The organism is Xanthomonas vesicatoria ATCC 35937 (genome assembly GCF_001908725.1).
Classification (GTDB): domain Bacteria; phylum Pseudomonadota; class Gammaproteobacteria; order Xanthomonadales; family Xanthomonadaceae; genus Xanthomonas; species Xanthomonas vesicatoria.
The window spans coordinates 3,926,492-3,945,689 of sequence record NZ_CP018725.1 but is presented as its reverse complement, the minus strand read 5'-3'; the positions used below and the strand labels follow the sequence as shown (position 1 = coordinate 3,945,689).

At 64.9% G+C, this 19,198-nt stretch carries 13 protein-coding genes and 1 riboswitch; of the genes, 3 read left to right on the top strand and 10 right to left on the bottom strand.

The window, feature by feature from the left end; genetic code table 11:
* Positions 1-274 precede the first annotated feature (274 nt).
* The 5 genes from BJD12_RS17055 to BJD12_RS17035 all read right to left on the bottom strand — a co-directional run bounded on the left by BJD12_RS17055 (position 275) and on the right by BJD12_RS17035 (position 9,548).
* On the bottom strand, positions 275-2,299 hold the full coding sequence (locus tag BJD12_RS17055; protein WP_050812863.1) for an esterase/lipase family protein: 2,025 nt from the start codon (positions 2,297-2,299) through the stop codon (positions 275-277).
* Positions 2,299-3,336 (bottom strand): Lnb N-terminal periplasmic domain-containing protein, encoded by a 1,038-nt coding sequence (locus tag BJD12_RS17050; protein WP_005991506.1) that lies wholly within the window; start codon positions 3,334-3,336, stop codon positions 2,299-2,301. Before BJD12_RS17050 ends, BJD12_RS17055 begins: the two co-directional genes overlap by 1 nt.
* Positions 3,333-3,905, bottom strand: coding sequence for a TetR/AcrR family transcriptional regulator (locus tag BJD12_RS17045; protein WP_005991507.1), 573 nt, complete (start codon positions 3,903-3,905; stop codon positions 3,333-3,335). The genes BJD12_RS17050 and BJD12_RS17045 overlap by 4 nt, the downstream gene beginning before the upstream one ends.
* A gap of 80 nt (positions 3,906-3,985) precedes the next feature.
* Complete coding sequence (gene ppc / locus BJD12_RS17040; RefSeq protein WP_005991509.1) at positions 3,986-6,700, bottom strand: phosphoenolpyruvate carboxylase; 2,715 nt, start codon at positions 6,698-6,700, stop codon at positions 3,986-3,988.
* A 325-nt stretch (positions 6,701-7,025) separates the two neighbouring features.
* Positions 7,026-9,548 carry a S9 family peptidase gene (locus tag BJD12_RS17035; RefSeq protein ID WP_042827901.1) on the bottom strand — a complete coding sequence of 841 codons (2,523 nt, stop codon included), beginning with the start codon at positions 9,546-9,548 and terminating at the stop codon, positions 7,026-7,028.
* Between the two features lie 122 nt (positions 9,549-9,670).
* Positions 9,671-9,785, top strand: a riboswitch (S-adenosyl-L-homocysteine riboswitch).
* A gap of 31 nt (positions 9,786-9,816) precedes the next feature.
* Here BJD12_RS17035 and ahcY point away from each other — a divergent pair.
* Positions 9,817-11,259 carry an adenosylhomocysteinase gene (gene ahcY, locus BJD12_RS17030; protein ID WP_005991516.1) on the top strand — a complete coding sequence of 481 codons (1,443 nt, stop codon included), beginning with the start codon at positions 9,817-9,819 and terminating at the stop codon, positions 11,257-11,259.
* Between the two features lie 265 nt (positions 11,260-11,524).
* Here ahcY and BJD12_RS17025 read toward each other — a convergent pair whose 3' ends face one another.
* The 5 genes from BJD12_RS17025 to BJD12_RS17005 all read right to left on the bottom strand — a co-directional run bounded on the left by BJD12_RS17025 (position 11,525) and on the right by BJD12_RS17005 (position 15,901).
* A complete protein-coding gene (locus BJD12_RS17025; RefSeq protein WP_005991518.1) occupies positions 11,525-12,289 on the bottom strand; it encodes a class I SAM-dependent DNA methyltransferase in 765 nt (254 codons plus the stop codon).
* A gap of 31 nt (positions 12,290-12,320) precedes the next feature.
* Positions 12,321-13,253 carry a sulfotransferase domain-containing protein gene (locus BJD12_RS17020; protein ID WP_042827902.1) on the bottom strand — a complete coding sequence of 311 codons (933 nt, stop codon included), beginning with the start codon at positions 13,251-13,253 and terminating at the stop codon, positions 12,321-12,323.
* A 488-nt stretch (positions 13,254-13,741) separates the two neighbouring features.
* On the bottom strand, positions 13,742-14,428 hold the full coding sequence (locus BJD12_RS17015; protein ID WP_042827903.1) for a sulfotransferase family protein: 687 nt from the start codon (positions 14,426-14,428) through the stop codon (positions 13,742-13,744).
* A 150-nt stretch (positions 14,429-14,578) separates the two neighbouring features.
* Entirely contained in the window at positions 14,579-15,136 is a 558-nt protein-coding gene (locus BJD12_RS17010; RefSeq protein WP_005991524.1) for a DUF3228 family protein, read from the bottom strand.
* 219 nt (positions 15,137-15,355) lie between these two features.
* Positions 15,356-15,901, bottom strand: a complete 546-nt coding sequence (locus BJD12_RS17005) for a DUF2058 domain-containing protein (protein ID WP_005991526.1) — start codon at positions 15,899-15,901, stop codon at positions 15,356-15,358.
* Between the two features lie 169 nt (positions 15,902-16,070).
* On the opposite strand from BJD12_RS17005, the gene BJD12_RS17000 reads away from it, so the two are divergent.
* Both BJD12_RS17000 and BJD12_RS16995 read left to right on the top strand, forming a co-directional pair.
* Positions 16,071-16,709, top strand: coding sequence for a hypothetical protein (locus tag BJD12_RS17000; RefSeq protein WP_228997706.1), 639 nt, complete (start codon positions 16,071-16,073; stop codon positions 16,707-16,709).
* Between the two features lie 560 nt (positions 16,710-17,269).
* Positions 17,270-18,640 (top strand): alpha-amylase family protein, encoded by a 1,371-nt coding sequence (locus BJD12_RS16995; RefSeq protein WP_162096964.1) that lies wholly within the window; start codon positions 17,270-17,272, stop codon positions 18,638-18,640.
* Positions 18,641-19,198 lie beyond the last annotated feature (558 nt).

Genomic DNA, 19,198 nt, shown 5'->3' with positions numbered 1-19,198 from the left:
GGATGGTTGCCGAAGACAGTGGCGACGTGACCGCCATGGCTCGCAGATGACCGCTGCGCGAAGAGTAAAGACCAATCAAAGCACTGGTGTGGCGCGGGGCAGGAGCGACAACGAGGTTGTCAGAAGGCTAGCTACTGGATGCAAAGGAAAAGCGGCAACCATCCTGTGTCCATCGCGCCCGTCATCAGTACGGCACGCAGCGCGCATCTGCGTTCTTGCTCTCCTGTATTTTCGGCAAGTGCCCTCGGCACTCAGCGATGACGCGCGCAATACCTCACAACACCGCAGGGGTCGTCGCAGGCGCGGGCGATACGATTTGCGCAGGCGCCTGCCCAGCCTCGGCCTGCAACTGCGCATGCAGGATGCGGCGGATTTCAAGGATCGCCTGTGGGGTCTCCTGCACGCTGTGCCAGGACGTCACCACCAGTTCGGACGCAGCGCCGTCCAGATGCGCGCTGCGATACGGCACCAACCCATCGTCGGACTCGGCCAGCGGCACCTGCGGGTTCTCGCGGCCGATGATGGTGTGGTATCGCACCCGTGGCGAGATCGGCAGATCCATCGTGGCGCGTACGAACGGGTCGGTATCGCGCAGATTGTCGATGCTGGTGGGCGGCAATAGGCGGCCCTTGCGCCGGTCATCGCCACCCTGCCCTTCGCGTTCGCTGTTGGCCAGATCCTGCAGCACATCACCGAAGCGATCCAGCAGGGCGATCGGCAGCCGCACCATACGCCCGACGAAGCGCCCGAGCCCACCTTCGGCCAATGGCGTGCCGCGGTGCGGCGCGGCGATGAAGATGGCGCGGTCGATCTGTGGCATTGGCGAAAAATGCAGTAACGGCGCTAGCTTGGCACGCACACGCGCACCGCGTTCGCCTTCCAGCCGATAGTCCTGCAGCAAGGCGTTCCAAATCTGCTCGCCGGACGCAGACACCAGCAAGCGCCCGATCACTCCGCCCATGCTGTGGCCGATCAACACCATGTCGTGCGAGGCGATCGCCGTGCCGGACGGGTCGAAGTGACGCAGGCTGCGCTCCACCAACGCCTGGATTTCCGCACGATTGACCGCAATCGGCGCGTTGGTGGGGTAATACACCTGCCAGATCTGATAGCGCTGACGCAATGTTTCGTCGCCCATCACTTCATTGGCCACGTTGACCCAGGCTTCCGGGCTGCTGGCCAGCCCGTGCAGCATCAGCAGCACGCGGCGATTGGGGTCGTAGGGCTGCATCAGATACAGATGCGGGCGATCGATGCCGCGTGCGCTGCCCAGCATCGAGCGCAACGATTGCGCGGCGAAGCCCGACTTGGCCAGCCACAACCCGTAGGCGGCGGTGAAGTTGGCCGCCAGCGGCACATGCTGCCCATGCAACACCACCTCGTTCTGGCGATACGGGTCGTACGGCACCATGGTCACCGCATCGGTGCGCAGCACTGCGTCCAGGGTGCCGCCATCGAAACGCAGCAGCAGCGTTGCCGGTGCATACGGCATCTCGCTGAAGGTCGGCATGGGGCGTTCGGGCGGCACACGTGCGGCAACGGCTTGCTGCAGGGCCAGCCCGGCCGGGTCGCCGACCACCTGCGGGTCCACTTCGGCCACCAGTTCGGCACCGAAGCCATCGCGTCGATAGGTGCTGCGCAAGCCATTGAAGCGCAGCGCCGAGGCGGCAAAGATCGCGCGCGGCGTATTGCCGCCACCCGGTAACCGATATGCGGACATATCGACGGCCACCTGCCAAGCACCCACCTGCGTCGGTGTCGGCACCGTGTCGCCGGCCTGCTGCGCGCGCGCGAACAGGCGCTCAACCACCTGTTTCACGGCGTAGTTGTAGTAGTCGCGCACCTGCGTCTGGCGGTTTTCGAACGCGCGCGCACTTGGCGCGCGCTCGGTGAAAAACAGATACGCGTAGGCATGCCGCGCGGCTTCCAGCCAGGCCTGCACCGCCGCATCGCTCATCTGCGCCGGGTTGCGGCCGCTCAGGTCGATTGCATGCGCCGTCCATAGCTCGGCTTGCGTAGCCAGACGGCGCTCATCGCCAAGGCCCGCCACCGTGGCGAGCTGCTGCACGCAAGGCAACGGCTGCTGACGGCAGGCCTTGGGTTGCAGCCCGGCCACCTGCAAGGTCTCGCTGCCGGCCTGGCTGAGCGCACCGGTGCTGAGTACATCGCCACGCGTCTGTGCGATGTAGTCGCCGCTGTTGCGCGATTGCACCGTGACCATCGCGCAGCCGCTCAACCACGTGCATGCAAGTAGCGCCACCAACAGCAAAGCCGCGCGACGAAAACGCCTGTGCTGTATCACCGCGCTGCGCTCGTCGACACGCCAGGCGCAGGCGCCTGCGGCATGCCGGCACGAATGCGTTCGGAAAAATCCAGCGCGGTATCGGCGGCAATGGCTCGCGCGGTGAAATGTCCGCGCTGCTTCAACGTCGTAAAGTCATAGCCCGGCATCAGGCCGTGATGGTCGTACGCGTATTGGTCGGCATAGCCGGACAGCAGCAAGCGGTGATCCAGCGGCAAGGTGGGCTGCAGCTGCCGCACCAGGGCGAAGACGATCGTGGTGCAATTACTGGTCAGCGTGTTGTAGAAGGCCGGCTTGCGATTCAACTCGTTGGCTAGCCCGACATAGCCCATGAACATGCGGCGCAGGCCGGCCTTGGGAATGGCCAGCCGATACAGATACATGTCCTCGCCACGCACATTGGTGCGCACGCGCAGGATGTCGCGCTCGTCGGCGGCCACCAGGGTTTCTTCGAAGCTGCGAAAGAAGCCGCCTACCGCAGAAAAGGATTCGCCGCGTTCCTTGCGGATTTCCAGCGAAAACACCACGTGCGAGCCGTCGTCGAAGCCGAACGACACCAGCGTGTGGGCAATCGCCGGGCCCATCCAGTACGACAAGGCCAGATCGGCGCTGACCAGGCGGTCCAGATCGTAGCGGCGGGTTTCCCAGCGTGGGACGTAATTGGTTTCGCTATGCCAGTCGAAATTGCGCACGTTGTGCAGGGTCACGAGATTGCCGCGCACTTCCGGTTGCAGACGCTGGGCGACATCATCGGCCCAGTCGCGGTCCTGGCTGGGCTGCATGAGACCCCACGACACCGCCAGCACCACGAACGCGGCACCGAAGATGCCCGCCAGGGCCCAGTTCTCGCGCCCACGGCGCAAGCCCCACAACGCGGCCAACGCCATCGCGCACCACGATGCCACCCAACCGCCACGCACGACGGCATTTCCGGTGAGCGCGAAATAGATCGCCAGGCCGCCCCACAGCGCTGCCAGCACCAGCAGCACGCGCAACGCCCAGCGGCCGATGGTCGCGCGGGTTGCCGGTGTCATCGTGTGCCGCCGTCCGGCACCTGCATGCCCAGCGCATGCATCAGCAGGTCTGCCGAGCGATGCGCCAGACGCTTGCGCTCCGTTTCGTCGTTACCGCGCAGGCAGCTGCCCAGCATGTCGATCACCAGCAGCAGTTGCTCGTCGTCGACATCAGCCCGGCACAAGCCGGCGTCGCGGGCACGGTGCACGAACGGCAGGAAGATCGCCACGACGCGGCGGTCGGCCGATTCCACTGCCGGATTTGCGCGTTCCATCGAGCGCCAGAAATCCACCAGCGGCGCGGACTGGGCGATGTGCTCGGCCACGTCGTGCAGCAGCATGGCCAGTCCATCCGGGCGGTCGGCCAGATCGGCGGCCAGCCGCTCCAGGCCATCCAGCCCGCGTGCCATCAGCGCGGTCATCAACGCTTCCCGATCCGGGAAATTGCGGTACAGGGTGGCGCGGCCAAGGCCGGCGCGCTCCACCACCAGTTCCAACGGGGCGTTGACGCCGTGTTCGCTGAACACTTCGTCGGCAGCATCGAGAATCTGCCGGCGGCGGAGCGCGGCATCGGGGCGGGGTGTCGTCATGCCGGCATTATCGGACAGATTTGTCCGCTAATGCCAGAGCCCGCTTGCCGATTTCGCGCCCTCTCCGACCAACGGTTGGATCAGCCGGTGTTCTGCACCCCTTGCGAGACGCCGTTGACGCAGGCGACCAGCGCACGCAGCAGATCTTCGTCTTCGCCGTCGGTGGCGCGCCAACGCTGCAGCAGGTCGACCTGCAACACGCTGATCGGGTCGATATAGGGGTTTCGCAGGCGGATCGACAACGCAAGCCGCGGGTCGTGCTGCAGCAACGATTGCTGTTGCAGCAGCGCCTTGACCCAGCGCTTGGTCAGCGCCAGTTCGTCGCGAATCTGCGGGAAAAACCGCATATGCAGGTCACCGGACAGCCGCGAAAACAGCTCGGCGATATTAAGGTCGCCCTTGGACAGCACCATGGCGATGTCGTCCAGGAAGGTGCGGAAGAACGGCCAGTCCTGCGCCATCTCGCGCAGGCTGTCTTCATGCCCGGCATCCACCGCCGCCTGCAAGCCGCTGCCCACGCCGTACCACCCCGGAATCACCGCACGCGCCTGGCTCCACGCAAATACCCAGGGGATCGCGCGCAGATTCGACAGCGCCGCATCCTGGCCCAGCCGACGCGACGGGCGCGAGCCCAGCGTCATGCGTTCGATCACATCGATCGGCGTCGCGAGGCGGAAGTACTGCATGAAATCCGGCGCACCGACGAAGGCGCGATAGGCCACGGTGCTGCGTTCGGCAACCAGATCCATCACCGGCCGCCAGTTGTCCTCGCGCGGCTCGGGCGCGCGCGGACGCAGGCTGGACAACAGCACCGCACCGGTCATCTGCTCCAGCGAGCGCAATGCCAACGCGCGAATGCCGTACTTGCGATGGATCACCTCGCCCTGCTCGGTGACGCGCAGGCGACCGTCGACGCTGCCGCGCGGCGCAGCATCCAGCGCACGGCTGGTCTTGCCGCCACCGCGTGCGATCGAACCGCCGCGGCCATGGAAAAAGGTCAGCCGCACGCCCAGCTCGGCGGCCGCTTCCAGCAGTTCCACCTGGGCGCGCTGCAGGCCCCAGCGCGAGGCCGCGATGCCGCCGTCCTTGCCGCTGTCCGAATACCCCAGCATCACCATCTGCGTATCGCCACGCGCGGCCAGGTGTTGGCGATACACCGGGTCGGCCAGCAGGTCCTGCACGGTGCCGGTGCCGCCGCGTAAATCGTCCACCGTTTCGAACAGCGGCACGATATCCAGCGGCACCGCACCAGCGTCGTCGACCAGGCCACCACGCCGCGCCAAGGCAAGCACGGTGAGCACATCGGCGCGGTTATGCGCCATCGAGATGATGTAACTACCCAGTGCATCGGCGCCATGGCGCATGCGTGCATCGGCAAGTGCGGCGAAGACCGCATCCAGCCGTGCATTGCCTTCGTCCTCCACGCGCGGCAACGCCTGTTCGCCGGACGCGTACGGGCCGAGCAAGGCAGCGCGCTGCTTGGCATCCTGTTCGTCCCAGTCCGCCTGGCCGAGTGCATCGGCCACTGCACGCGCATGCACGCTCGATTCCTGGCGCACATCCAGCCGCGCCAGATGAAACCCGAAGCTGCGCACGCGCCACAACAGCCGGCGCACCGCAAACCAGCCGGCGTGCAGTCCCTTGTTGGCCTGCAGGCTGTCCAGGATCAATTGCAGATCCTGCTCAAGCTCCGACGGCGCGGTGTAGGCGCCATCGGCATCGTCCAACGTGGCCTGCAGGCGTGCGCGCATCAGATCGTTGAGCAACCGGTACGGCATGTCGCCGTGGCGCGGGCGCGAGCGCGCGGCAGCGTCCGGCAGCAAGGCGCGATAACGCTCCAGTTGCGCGTTCAACGCTGGGCTCACCGCCACCAGCGTGGTGGACTGGCTGAGCAGGCTGGCCAGCTGCCAGAGTTCTTTCTGGTAGCGGTCCAGCACGGCGCGGCGCTGCGCATCCAGCGTGCCGGCAATGGTGGTGGCATCCACGTTGGGATTGCCGTCCATGTCCCCGCCCACCCAGGTGCCGAAGCGCAGCAGGCGCGGCAGGGACGGCACGCTGCCGTAGGTTTCTTCGATGGCGTGTTCGAGGGTTTCGTACATCACCGGGATGACGCGATAGAGCACCTGGATGAGATAGAACCCAACGTGCTCGCGTTCGTCGTCCACGGTAGGACGCACCGGCGAGGAGTCGGCGGTCTGCCAGGAGGCGGTCAGCGCCATGCGGAAGCGCGCCGCATCGCTGGCGCGCTCGTTGGGCGTGCGCATGCCGTCGAGGTTATCGACCAGGCTGGCGACCATCAGCTGTTCTTTTTCCAGCAACGCGCGGCGCACCGCTTCGGTGGGGTGCGCGGTGAACACCGGCTCCACGTCGATGCGCGGCAACCACTCGCTCAGTTCATCCAGGCTCACGCCCTGCGCCTTGAGCCGGCGCAAGGCATCGTGTAGGCCGTCGGGCTGCGGCGTATCGATACCGCTGCGCTGGTACTCGCGGCGGCGGCGGATGCGATGCACGCGCTCGGCGATGTTGACCACCTGGAAATACGTGCTGAACGCACGCACCAGCGACTCGGCATCGCGCGGCTCACGGCCGGCCAGTTGCTCGCTCAGCGTGGAGGGCGGCGCATCGCTTTCGCGCCGCGCGATGGCAGTGGTGCGGACGCGTTCTATTTCATCAAGGAATTCCGCAGACACCTGTTCGGCGAGCAGATCGCCGACCAGTGCACCGAGGCGACGCACATCGTCGCGCAAGGGAAGATCGGGGGTAGCGAACACAAGACTGCTGCGGTACTCGTTCATCGGAAACGCACACCCTCTTCAAGCGCAAAGTCGTCGAAGACTAACCCAAAAGGATTAGAGGGTTGCGACGATCACGACGGTTTCAGCTCGAACCATCGCGCCCAAGCTCGACGACTTGCGCAGGAGCGCGTCCCGGCGCGACCAGACTCGATCGATGCGCTCCATCGCACCCGCCCACGCATGCGTGCTACGCCCTTTCGTGCTGCGCGCCACGCGAATTATGCGAACACCTCAGCCAACCGCCTCGTAAAGCGCACCTGGACGCGATGAGGCCTACCGGTAACACCTCCTCGCGCGCAGCTCCACAGCGACCACGCCCTGTCAATCAACGCGCGTGCGTAGCGCGCTGCTCCTTCACCGGCTCGCCAAGATTGCGCTTCAACCACTGCTCACTCTCTGCCAGCATCTGCAGGATCGATTGCCGCGCGCGGTAGGCATGCGATTCGTTGGGCAGCAGTACCAGCTTCGCGGTGCCACCCAGGCCCTTGATCGCGGCGAACATGCGCTCGCTCTGGATCGGGAAGGTGCCGGTGTTGTTGTCGTCCTGGCCGTGGATCAGCAGCAGCGGGTCCTTGATCTTGTCGGCGTAGTTGAACGGCGACATCGCCTGGTACACCGATTGCGCCTGCCAGTAGTTGCGTTCTTCGGCCTGGAAACCGAACGGGGTGAGCGTGCGGTTGTACGCACCGCTGCGTGCGATACCGGCCTTGAACAGCCGCGTGTGCGCGAGCAGGTTCGCGGTCATGAAGGCGCCGTACGAATGCCCGCCGATGGCGATGTGCTCGCGATCGGTGACCCCGCGCCGCACCACTTCATCCACCGCTGCCTGCGCATCGGCGACCAGCTGCGGCACATAGGTGTCATTGGGTTCGGCATCGCCTTCGCCGACGATCGGCATGGTCGGGTTGTTGAGCACCACGTAGCCGATCGCCAGGAACGCCTGCGGGCCCCAGTAGCTGATGGCATTGAAGCGATACGGCGAGTCGGTGACCTGGCTGGCGGTGTCGGCGCTTTTGAACTCACCCGGGTACGCCCACATCAGCAACGGCCGCGGGCCGTCGCGTTTGGGCTCGTAACCGGGCGGCAGCAGCAGCGTGGCGGTGAGGTCCACGCCATCGGCGCGCTTGTAGCGGATCTGCTCCTTCTGCACGCCGCGCAGCTGCGGCAGCGGATGGGCGAAGTGCGTCAAGGCACGCGGTGCTGGCGCCGCATCGTCCAGCGACTGCACGAAGTAATTGGCCGGTTCTTCAGGCGATTCGCGGCTGAGCAGCAACCGCGTGCCCTGCGCATCCAGCAGCGCCAGTGGCGCGGAATAAGTGGGCGCCTGCGAACGGAACAGCCGTGTGGCGCGCTTGCTCTGCAGATCGAAACGATCCACAAACGGCCGGTCGCCTTCCGGCGAGGCGCCCTTGCCGAGCAGGAACAGGCTGTTGCCGTCGCCGCTGGTCTGCAGCAGCAAGTGGCCCTTGCCGTCGGCCACCGTCGCCGGTGTGCCTGGGTCGTTGTAGCGGTCCTGCGAGGAACGGTCCCACAGCAGCTCGGGCGCTTGTCTGGGCTGATCGGGGGCGATGCGCCATTGCTTGATGCGGCGGGTCTTCCACCAGCTCTCGCTGAGGATGGCCAGATCGCCACGGCCCCACTGGATGCCATCGAACCGGCTGCCCAGCTGCGCCAGCGTCACCGGCGCACGCGTGAACGGCGCGGTCTGCATCCGCACCACATCGCGCACCTTGCTCGCGCGTGCCGGGTCGCCGCCATCCTGCGCCTCGGCCCAGACCAGGGTGGCTGGCGCATCGACGCGCCAGGCGATGTCGCGCACGCCAGTGCGTACCGCGTCGTTGCCGGTCGGCAAGCCTTCCACCAATGGCAGCTGGGCGATCTGGCGCACCAGCTTGCCCTGCAGATCCAGCACCTCGATGCGGCGCGCGAAGTTGTCCACCGGCACCAGGTACGAGAACGGCCGCTCGCTGCGTTCGCTCAGAATGTAACGGCCATCCGGCGACACCGACAGGTTGAGATAGATGCCCGGCGCGGCGATCGGGCGCACCTGCCCACTGACCGTGACGATGATGGGTTGGCCGGTGGCGTAATACTCGAACACGCGCGCATCGGCCTCGTTGCGCAACAAGTCCTGATAGGTCGGTAGCGAGCGCACGCCGGCTGCAGCGCTGGTCTGCTGAATCGCCGGGCCATCCGGTGTCGCATCACGTGCGGGCGGTGCGCCCTGCCCCGCCACCTGCTGTTGCAGCAGCAACCCGCTGCCATCTGGCAACCAGCGCAGATCGTCGTTGACGCTCGTGTTCAAGCCGGCCACCAGGCGCTTCGCCTGCTTGGCCGCCACGTCCACCAGCCACAGCTCGTTGGCGCCGCTGGCGGCATCCTCGCGGCGGAACGCCAGATAGCGCTGATCCGGCGACCAGCTCAAATCGGCCAGCGACAGCGGCGACGGCAGCCCGGCAATCTGGCGCTCGCTCCCATCGGCCACCGCCAGCAGCCACAGCTTGCTGGAGAAGGAGAAGCGGCTGGCCGCATAGGTCTTGGGGTGGATGCGCACGCCGGCCAGCTTGAGTTCGGGCTGAGCCACCTCGGCGATGTCCGGCAATGCCGGCAACTGCAGCATCGCGGCGAGGTCGCGCTTGGGCGACAATTGCAGCAACGGCGCGCGCGGCGCGTCCACCACCGCCTGCAGCGCCGGGGACGGCAACTGATAGCCGCTGCTTGCCGCTGCCGCTGGCGGGGATGCCGGCACACCGGCGGCCGGGGCCTGCAGCGGCGCGGCCAAAGCCACCACGCCTGCCCACGCCCATGTGTACCGCCGCACCGCTCGTGCCTTGGGCTCGCTTTGCATTGTCCGCTTCCGCTCTGGATCGACTCCGGACCATAGCAGCCGCCCGTCGGCTGCTCCCCTGCCGTTGGTTGGGGTGGGGGGCAATTCATGCCGGACGGGGGTGCTGCCGATATAATCGGACCCTCGTCGAGGGGCGCTGCGACCGTCATGGCAGATCGATCTGCCAACTGCACCAACCGTGCAGATAGATACGGCCAGGCTCGACAGGGATTTCTCGTTCAACGGCGCCCGGAATTGCAGACATTCGCCTGCCTACCGGAGCAATTGCATGAACGCTGTCGCAAAAACCGCTGCAAACGACGACTTCAAGGTCGCCGACCTTTCCCTGGCCGACTGGGGCCGTAAGGAACTGGACATCGCCGAGCACGAGATGCCGGGCCTGATGTCGATCCGCCGCAAGCATGCGCAGACCAAGCCGCTGAAGGACGTGCGCATCACCGGCTCGCTGCACATGACCATCCAGACAGCGGTGCTGATCGAAACGCTCAAGGACATCGGCGCCAACGTGCGCTGGGCCTCGTGCAACATCTTCTCCACCCAGGATCACGCTGCCGCCGCGATCGCCGTCAGCGGCACGCCGGTGTTCGCCTGGAAGGGCGAGACGCTGGAAGAGTATTGGGACTGCACCCTGGACGCGCTGACCTTCACCCTGCCCGACGGCACCCAGACCGGCCCGGAGCTGGTGGTGGACGACGGCGGCGACGTCACCCTGCTGATCCACAAGGGCTACGAGCTCGAAAACGGCAGCACCTGGGTCGACGAGCCTGCCTCCTCGCACGAGGAAGGCGTGATCAAGGCGCTGCTCAAGCGCGTGGCCGTCGAGCGTCCGGGTTATTGGACCCGCGTGGTCAAGGACTGGAAGGGCGTCTCCGAAGAAACCACCACCGGCGTGCACCGTCTGTACCAGATCGCCGAAGCCGGCAAGCTGCTGATCCCGGCCATCAACGTCAACGACTCGGTCACCAAGAGCAAGTTCGACAACCTGTACGGTTGCCGCGAGTCGCTGGCCGATGGCCTCAAGCGCGCAATGGACGTGATGCTGGCCGGCAAGGTCGCCGTGGTCTGCGGCTACGGCGACGTCGGCAAGGGCAGCGCCGCCTCGCTGCGTAACTATGGCGCCCGCGTCATCGTCACCGAGATCGACCCGATTTGCGCACTGCAGGCGTCGATGGAAGGCTACGAGGTCAACACCATCGAATCCACCCTGGGCCGCGGCGACATCTATGTCACCACCACCGGCAACAAGGACATCATCACCGCCGAGCACCTGCAGGCGATGAAGGACCAGGCCATCGTCTGCAACATCGGCCACTTCGACAACGAGATCCAGGTCGATGCCTTGAACGCGCTGAAGGGCGTGGAGAAGATCAACATCAAGCCGCAGGTGGACAAGTACGTGTTCCCCAACGGCAACGCGATCTTCCTGCTGGCCGACGGCCGCCTGGTGAACCTGGGCTGCGCCACCGGCCACCCGAGCTTCGTGATGTCCAACTCGTTCGCCAACCAGACCCTGGCGCAGATCGACCTGTGGGAAAAGCGCGACACCTACGAGAAGAAGGTCTACATCCTGCCCAAGCACCTGGACGAGGAAGTCGCCCGCCTGCACCTGGAAAAGATCGGCGTCAAGCTGACCACCCTGACCAAGGAACAGGCCGACTACCTCGGCGTGGACGTAGCTGGTCCTTACAAGCCGGATCATTATCGCTACTGAGACGTGGGCGCACGTTCGCCCATCCTCGACAGTGTGAATCAACGGGCGCCGCAAGGCGCCCGTTGTGCATCAAGGCCTTGATCGGCACGACGCGAAGCTGAATCTGCGTACGCTTCGCGCGACGCGTCGCCCCTTGCGCTGCGATCGGCCGAAAGTAGCGGGCCGCGCGGTCACCAAGGCCACCAAGGCCACCAACACCGTGACACTTGCTGCAGCCGCTGGTGGCCGATCTTCGCCAACGACACCGTCAGCCGCGTGAGCTCGCCTAGTCCGCATCCATCGCAGCAGGCTCATACACGGAAATCTGGCTCCGGCTGCGCGCGGTATAGGGCTGCCCGCTCCAATCACCCCATCTGGCCCGCAAGCGCAAGCCGGCGATCCGTGCCATCAGATCCAGCTCGGAAGGCCACAGATAACGATAGCGATCGTTGAAAACGCGAGTCGCCGATTCCCCGATCATCACGATGCGCTGCTGTATCAGCTGCCGGGCCGGATCGGCGCTGGAGCACATCAGCATCACCGGCACGTCGCCATCGTCCAGGGCTGGCGCCTCCAACGACCTCACCTTGCCGTCCGCCAGCAACGTCTCCGCCTGCGGCACCATTGTCTGCAGGACGAACACGCCGGAGGTTGCCAGGCGTTCGCGCACCGCGCGCAGGCAACGCAACTGCTCTTCCTGCGTCAACAGATAGCCGAGCGAACACACCGAATAGATCAGGTCGAACGGCCCGGCGACCGGGACATCGACGAAATCGGCGCAGACCAGGGTCAGTCGCTCGGCACCGGGCTTGGCACGTAGCATGTCCAACATGCCAGGCGAGTTGTCGATGCCGCAGACTGCCGCGCCGCCAGCGGCCAGCGGCAGCGCAATGCGGCCGGTGCCAATCCCCAACTCCAGGGCCGTGCCACTGCCGACCAGTGCCGCCAATGCCTGCGCACACTGCGCTGCACTGGCAGCGGCCCAGTGGTCCCTCAGGCGATCGTAGTACTGCGACACCTGATCGTAGGCGTGCGCCGACGATCCATCCATACCGTTCGCCGCGAAAGACTCGCTGCCCACCCTAAGCAACCATCCCGGTCGACGCATGCGCCGCCGACGCAATATCGCCCGTGGCGAGCCAATGCGCGCACTCGGCGCCAAGCTCGGCTACAACACGCTGCCGATAGGCCGCATCGACTGCCGGGGCCAATCGGTCGCGCCACCGCCCATTGAGACCTTGATTGAAGAAGGCCCGGCCGCCGTCGCGCCAGAAACCGGTGCCCTGTGGAACGTAGCGCGCCGCATGCGCGCGCATGTAGTCCAGACTGCAGTGCGCCAGCACGCGCTCGCAGCACTGGGCATCCAGCGGGATATCCAGGAATGCGGCAATGCGCAATACCTGCGCGGGCAGGTCATGCAGCAACGCGGAGTAATGCACCAACAGCACGTTGTCGTAATCGCGCAGCGCCCACCAGGAACGCACGCCCTCCCAGAACGGCCACAGCGGCGCACCATCAGCGCCCATCCAGGTCTGAAAATAGTCCTCGACCGAGCACGTGGGCGGTGGCATGACTTTCAATTTACCGTTGCTGGACGGCTCCGCATCCAGACGTGCCTGCGCATCCGCGCTGACTGCCCGCTGGTGGTCGTACAGGCTCCAGACGATGTCGCGCGCATCGCGGCCGACGTAGAGATAGCGGGCGCGTTCGGAAAGTACCAGCGCATCGGCGGGCAGATGGGTTTTCACGAAGCGGCGATGGCGTTGCTCGGCGAGCAGGCGCTGCTTGGTCGCCTTGTCCGGATACACCGAGTCGAACCAAGGCGACAGCCGCGAGACTTCGACCTCCTCGGCGCCACTGAAGATCAGTTGCGCGACGATCTGCTGCACCCAGGTCGTTCCTGCCTTGGCATAGCTGGCGATGACGACATCGTCGTCGCGAAAGGCGAAGTCGTTCCAGACTGTCGAGTCGAAAAAGCGATTGGAATATTCGCGCTGTTTGGAGGGCATGCCCACATCGGCGTCCTGTCGGTTGTCATCGCATCGGACTCATCGAACGTGCACGCGCCAGGACTTCGCAGCCGCATGATCCGCATACGCGCCCAGTCCAAATGCCGGGCAATAGGGCGTCACGCGCCGCTGCACGTCCGCACACTGCACTTGCAGGCCGCCTTTGACCTGCGGCAACGCGCATCGCCGTCGCCGACGATGCGCGTGGGGCCATCTGGTCAAGCCGGCCCTAGCACTGCAGTTATTGCGTATAGATATACGCCACCTTGCGCGGACCAAACATTTTTAGAATCTTAGAAAACACGAGTGACAGCATGGATTTGGCAGTTTTCATCACGCGCACCTCTTCTGGAAGTTTCAGAAATGGCGAAATCTGACATTCGCCTTATTCAGTTTAGCAATAGTCATATGGCCAATCAACATTATGGTTGTTACTTTATTTTTAAAATCAAATTACTGGGCATGTGTCGCAGAATAAGCCACGCAATGTGCGTTTATCCGAACAGATCTTCGCGCAGGTACTCCAGATATTCGCGCACATGCTGCTCGCGTGCGGCAACGTCGTCCGGCAGACGCAAGCCGCGCGCAAACCAACGCAGCCGCGGCCGTGCGTGCAAGTGTGGGTAAGGCTTGTGCGGCACCGGTACGCCGAGGAAGCTGCACAGTGGCGCCCAGCCTTGCCGAGCCGAAAATACCAGCAGCCGATCGGCTGGCACCGTATCGATCACCGCCTGATTCCAGCGGTTGAAGTAGTCGACCATGAAGGCGCGGTCCTGACTGCGCCCGCCCATCTGCTGCTTCAAGAACGTACTGAATGTTTCGCCTTCGGGGCCGACGAAGGTGCTCTTTCTGCCCGGCATCAGGATGGTCTGGGTCACAGACTCGAACCAGCTGTCGGGATCGCGCACCGTCAGGACCACCTTGGCCTGCGGATATACCTCAATCAATTGCCGCCAGTAATAGCAACCGGGATGGTCGGTGCTCGAACGGTAGCCGGCGAAGATGGCCGACCAGTCTGCGGCACCGCGTTCGGCGGCATTCCACAGCGGCAGTGCCGCACGCATGTTCGCGGCGACCTCCGTGGCGTGATAACACGGTCCAAATCCCAAATGTTCCAGCGCGAACTTCAGCGACAGCGTCCCGGTTCGGCCTAGGCCAGCACCAAGCACTTGTAACGACATGGCGATTCTCCGATCCATTACACGCAGGGCGGCAACCTAGCACGCAGCGATGGCGTACGTCCCAGCACGGGCAGTCAGGATGGATGCGGCAACTACACACGCCGCGCGCAATTTAATTGGCGGACAACAACGCGAACCGAAGCGACGCCCTCACCCACGCCAATTGGCATTGCGCTCCCAGAACGCGACGCTACGCCGATACGCATCGCGGTCCAGCGGGGTGCCCGAGCCGCCCTCTTCCACGCCCAAGGCATTGCGCAACATGGTGATCGGTGCCATCGGAATTTCGTCCGGCTCTGCGGTGTAGAGACAACCGACCACACCCCAGTCTGCCTCGATGGGCGTGCCTTCCCTGGCCAACTGATCGCGGCTGTAGAGGATGGGCAGCAGAAACGCGGCCACCGGTGGCTCGACACCTTCGAACCAACGCACCAGCACGGCCAATTCCTGCGTGCTGCGCGCCTCGTAGCCGGAACGCAGCAGGTGCCGGTTGTCATCGGTGACGGGAACGGTGAGGCAGCGGGTCGAGGTCCAGTTGCGGTGCACATGCAACTGACAGAACGGTGCATAGCCCTCGATCACGCGCAACGGCGGCTCATCGTTGAGCCGCTGGACGAACTGCTCCGGCGTGCAGTCCTGGATTGCATTGCGACGCCCATCGCGCGGAAACACGCGGTTGCGGGCGAACTGGGTCAAGACGATCGACATGGGCGGGCTACGCGGCGACAAAGAGCGCCAGGTTAGCGCGCAGGCGTTCGCACGACCACGTTGATCACCATCCACCAACCGCGCGGCGAACGGCCTGGTACAAGTGCTTGGCCCGGTTCCCAGCAGTCAGCGAACACGCACCCACAGCATGCAGCGTTGTCGCACCTGCGGTGGCGCTGACCCCATCCAGCAATCACCCAATGCGGCAGTTCGCCGGCGCTACCAGATCAGATCGTCCGGCACCTTGAACTGGCTGTAGTAGTCGTCATCGCTATCGGGCGCGGCCGGCGCGCTGTTGCGTCCGTGGTCCAGCACCACGGCATCGGCATCGCGGCTGTACACCTTGTCGGCGGCCGCGCGCGGAATCAGCTCAAAGCCATCGCCATGCCGCACGATCACCAGTGCGCCACTGGCCAGTTGGCTGCGTAGCGCAGGATTGACCAACACGCTGCGGATGACGCTGCCATCGTTGAAGCGATAGTCGATCTCGCCTTCGCGCTTGACCTTACTGGTCTCCACAATCTGCCGCACCTGCGCCAGTACTTCCTGCCGGCGTTGCTGCACATTGCGCTCTTCCGCCAGCGCACGATCGCGCTCGGCACGCTCGGCCTGCAACCGCGCCGCATCCACCTTATCGGCATCGGCAGGCGTAACCGCACCACCCTTGGCGTGCCGTTGCTTGACCTGCTCGCGTGCAACCTTGTCCACCTGGGCTTTTTTGACCAGGCCAGCCTTGAGCAGCTGTTCTTGCAGTGGATTACGCATGGCACATATCGGCAGTGAATTCGCTGCTAGTTTAACGCGGCAGGCGCCGGGGGGCCTTCGTCGCCGGTCCGGACCACCGCCATCGCTCGCCGCGATGCGCCCGGGCAGGTGCGCGACCGGCCAAGCAGCGCTTATGATTCATCACTTCCATACAGTTCAAGGACGAATGATGATCATCTGGGGATCGGGCGGCGACGCCATCGCACTCGGCGCCGCCGACGGCGCGCATTGCGACCAATGCGCGCAACAGCGCAGCTTCCGCAATGTCCTGTATTACCGCTACGCGCACCTCTGGTACCTCTTCAGCTGGGTTACCAAGAAGCAGTACCTGCGCGTCTGCGACGGCTGTAACCACAGCACATCGCTGGATACCAAGGCCTTCGAAGCGTCTCACGGCAAGCCGCCGATTCCTGCCTACCGCCGGTTTGGCGGGCTGGTGCTGCTAGGGCTCATTGCGATCCTGGTGGTGTTTGGCGCCTACAGCGCATCACAGACATCCAAGCAGGACAACGTGCTGCTGGCGCAGCCAGCGGCAGGCGACTTGTATACCGTGGACCTGCAGACGGTGGTGCCCGGCGCCTACGATGGACACGCCTACGGTGTGGTGCGGGTGCAGAGCGTCAGTGGCGAAACCGTCACCTTGGCGCTGCCGCAAAAGGGCTTCAGCAAGTGGAAGGGCGCAGAGCGCGATGCGGGCGGCAGCGCCGCCAAGCAGCCGGCGTATTACACCGACGAGCACATCGACCTACCGCTGACCAAGCTGCAGGAATTGCATACGCGCGACGAGCTCCGCCACGTGTATCGCTGAGTACGGCTCGCCGGCCGGTGCGGCGTGGGCTGCACCGGCGCACTGCGTGGGAGCGCGTGTTGCCTGCGACGTTTCTCGCTGTGTTGTTGCGTAGACCGCTTAAGACGGCTTCGAATACGTGCGACGACGAGCGCGCACAGGTTGCCTAGCGCGTAAAGAAGGCGCTCGTCCGGCAGCGTCTCGCTACTGCAGCAGGGTTGTTCGCAACGCGCGGTAGGCCAGACGCGCCACTCAAAACAACACCAGCCCGATGCCCTGCGCGCCAGCCGCAGCGGATTGACGCACTGTGCGACCAACCACGCTATTGCCGCCAAACTGCGCGCAGTTTGGCGGTGGCGGCATTGAATACGTATGCACAACACCGATGCTGCGCCGCGATGCGCGCTTAGCATCACCGCGCGCTGCACGTCGTGCGCGCGCTTTCCGGAACAGGGGCCGGAGGCCTCGATGTGGGCATCGCGGACTGCGCGGATGCTCGCACTTACCGACTGGAGACTCATCCGATGCGTAGCACGCCTGCTCATGCTCCACCCTCGCTCAAACAACGCTGCGGCCGCCTGCTGCTGACAGCGCTGGCCTTGCTGCTGACCACGGCCAATGTCCAGGCCGATGTCATCCTGCATGCCTTCAACTGGCCCTATGCCACCGTGGAAGCACGCGCCAAGCAGATCGCCGATGCCGGTTATCGCAAGGTGCTGGTGGCCCCGGCGTATCGCTCGCAAGGCAGCGCGTGGTGGGCACGCTATCAACCGCAGGATCTGCGTGTGATCGATGGGCCGCTGGGCGACACCGCCGCGTTCGCGCGCATGGTGCAGGCGCTGGCCAACAACGGTGTGGAAACCTACGCCGATGTGGTGCTCAACCACATGGCCAACGAAGCGGCGACACGCTCGGACCTCAACTACCCCGGCAGCGCGGTGTTGTCGCAGTACGCCGCCAACCCTGGCCGTTACGATTCGCTACGCCTGTTCGGCACCTTGCAGTCGAACTTTCTGAGCGCCAGCGACTTCGGCCCTGCGCAATGCATCGCCAACTACAACGACGCCTTCCAGGTGCGCAATTACCGTATCTGCGGCGGTGGCAGCGACCCGGGCTTGCCGGATCTGGTCGGTAACGACTGGGTGGTGCAACAGCAGCGCGCCTACCTGCAAGCACTCAAGGGCCTGGGCGTCAGCGGTTTCCGCATGGATGCCGCCAAGCACATGACGTTCGATCACCTGAATCGCGTGTTCGATGCCGGCATCCGCTCCGGCGTGTACGTGTTCGGCGAAGTGATCACCGGCGGCGGCACCGGCAACGGCGATTACGACCAGTTCCTTGCTCCGTACCTGCAGTCCACGCCGCATGCGGCCTACGACTTCCCGTTGTTCAACGCAGTGCGCAATGCATTTGCCGTCGGTGCCAGCATGCAGCAGCTGGTGGATCCGGCCAGCAGCGGGCAAGCATTGCCTGGCAATCGCGCGGTGACCTTCGCCATCACGCACGACATCCCCAACAACGCCGGCTTCCGTTACGCCATTCTCGACCCGGTCGACGAAACCCTGGCCTACGCGTACCTGATCGGCCGCAACGGCGGCGTGCCGATGGTCTACACCGACAACAACGAGAGCGGCGACAACCGCTGGGTCAACGCCTACCAGCGCGACGACCTGCGCCGCATGATCGGCTTCCACAACGGCGTACAGGGCACCGACATGCAGGTGCTGTCGTCCAGTTCCTGCCACATCCTGTTCCGTCGCGGCAGCCTGGGCATCGTGGGCATCAACAAATGCGGCAATCCGGTCACCACCACCGTCGGCATGAACAACAGCGTGTTGTACTGGAATGCAGACTACGTGGACGCGCTGGGCTCGGGCACCGTGGTGCGCATCACCAGCGGCTCCTACACGTTCACCCTGCCGGCACGCGGCAGCCGGATGTGGCGGCGCTGATCTCGACCACTCGCACTCCGCCCATCGGCGCCTTCTGCAGGAGCAGGATGTCCATCACACCAGCACACCTGGCAGTGCCGGATCTCGCAAACAGACAGCCAACATGGCGGCGGTGTGATCGCCACGCGTGGTTGACCGCATCAACCAACGCCTGCGCCGCATATTGCGTGCGCAGGCGTTGTGCGTGTGCAGGCCGCACGATCGCTTCGCTTCGCGCAACGAGACTGCGCGCGTGCGCCACGCTCGATCACGCGTGGACATGATGCGCCGGCTGAGATCGACACATTCTTGGTCAGCAGCTGAATCGATCAATAAAAATCGCATGCGCAGCGCAACGAAACGCTCGGCTCGGCGGACCTACTGGCGACCGGCTGCACGTCACCTCACCTGCCCACCTGGCATGCAGCCGTTCGACGCGAGCCGATGGCCTTGCCACATGAAGAACGATCGACACAACGTCGCGAGCAACCGTCGGGTGGGCTGACGGCGCGAGACGACGACGGAGATGCGGCCCACGCCGCAGCCATCCGCGGCTGCCTGGCAGCGACGCAGGCGCCG

What these genes read in the sequence shown, in the direction of transcription:
- BJD12_RS17005 (WP_005991526.1), bottom strand. Translation starts at nt 15,901, where the DNA reads ATGCGTAATCCACTGCAAGAACAGCTGCTCAAGGCTGGCCTGGTCAAA.
- BJD12_RS17050 (WP_005991506.1), bottom strand. Translation starts at nt 3,336, where the DNA reads ATGACACCGGCAACCCGCGCGACCATCGGCCGCTGGGCGTTGCGCGTG.
- BJD12_RS17035 (WP_042827901.1), bottom strand. Translation starts at nt 9,548, where the DNA reads ATGCAAAGCGAGCCCAAGGCACGAGCGGTGCGGCGGTACACATGGGCG.
- ppc (WP_005991509.1), bottom strand. Translation starts at nt 6,700, where the DNA reads ATGAACGAGTACCGCAGCAGTCTTGTGTTCGCTACCCCCGATCTTCCC.
- BJD12_RS17010 (WP_005991524.1), bottom strand. Translation starts at nt 15,136, where the DNA reads ATGTCGATCGTCTTGACCCAGTTCGCCCGCAACCGCGTGTTTCCGCGC.
- BJD12_RS17000 (WP_228997706.1), top strand. Translation starts at nt 16,071, where the DNA reads ATGATCATCTGGGGATCGGGCGGCGACGCCATCGCACTCGGCGCCGCC.
- BJD12_RS17025 (WP_005991518.1), bottom strand. Translation starts at nt 12,289, where the DNA reads ATGGATGGATCGTCGGCGCACGCCTACGATCAGGTGTCGCAGTACTAC.
- BJD12_RS17045 (WP_005991507.1), bottom strand. Translation starts at nt 3,905, where the DNA reads ATGACGACACCCCGCCCCGATGCCGCGCTCCGCCGCCGGCAGATTCTC.
- BJD12_RS17015 (WP_042827903.1), bottom strand. Translation starts at nt 14,428, where the DNA reads ATGTCGTTACAAGTGCTTGGTGCTGGCCTAGGCCGAACCGGGACGCTG.
- ahcY (WP_005991516.1), top strand. Translation starts at nt 9,817, where the DNA reads ATGAACGCTGTCGCAAAAACCGCTGCAAACGACGACTTCAAGGTCGCC.